Origin of the sequence: Acinetobacter sp. ATCC 27244 (assembly GCF_000156555.1) — a bacterium.
In the GTDB taxonomy this organism is placed as follows: Bacteria; Pseudomonadota; Gammaproteobacteria; order Pseudomonadales; family Moraxellaceae; genus Acinetobacter; species Acinetobacter haemolyticus.
This window is the reverse complement of sequence record NZ_GG666001.1, coordinates 1-522: the sequence shown is the minus strand read 5'-3', so window position 1 is coordinate 522 and position 522 is coordinate 1. Positions and strand designations below refer to the sequence as shown.

Below are 522 nucleotides of genomic sequence, written 5' to 3'. Positions count from 1 at the left end.
ACCCAGCCTGAATTTGTTTGAATATACGTGAAGTCACCCACCTGAGAAGCATTGCTTCGCAAGGGTTTGGATGATCAGCATTAAAATTACGTTTCACTAAATCATCTGCCCGTTTTTGGTCATCTCGGTTACGGGTGGTTTGTTTATTCTTACCACGCCAAACACCTTGTATACCTAGCTTTTGCATCAATCGAGCAATTGTACAACGTGCAATAACAGAGCCTTCACGTTTCAGTTGTTGCCAGACTTTACGTGCGCCATATCGACCTGAACTTTCTTTCCAAATTCGTTTTATTTGTTCAGCATGATGAAGGTCATGCAGATCCCGTTTCGCTCGATGTTCTGGATTTACTGTGAGATCTAGAGTCCGGTAATAGGTTGAAGGTGCGATTGGTAAAATCCTACAAATCGCTTCAACACCATATTGATCTTTATTGTTATGGATAAAATCCACCATTACTTGTGTGGGCGGTCGAGCTCCGCCTGGGCGAAAAAAGCGGCTGCTTTACGTAGAATTTCATT

1 pseudogene and 1 other annotated feature are annotated in these 522 nt (G+C 42.7%); the pseudogene reads right to left on the bottom strand.

Annotation, left to right across the window (positions count from 1 at the left end):
- Positions 1–522 (bottom strand): annotated as a pseudogene (locus tag HMPREF0023_RS15975) (IS3 family transposase); the annotation flags it as partial.
- Positions 383–499: a sequence feature (AL1L pseudoknot), on the bottom strand. Its footprint overlaps the pseudogene before it by 117 nt.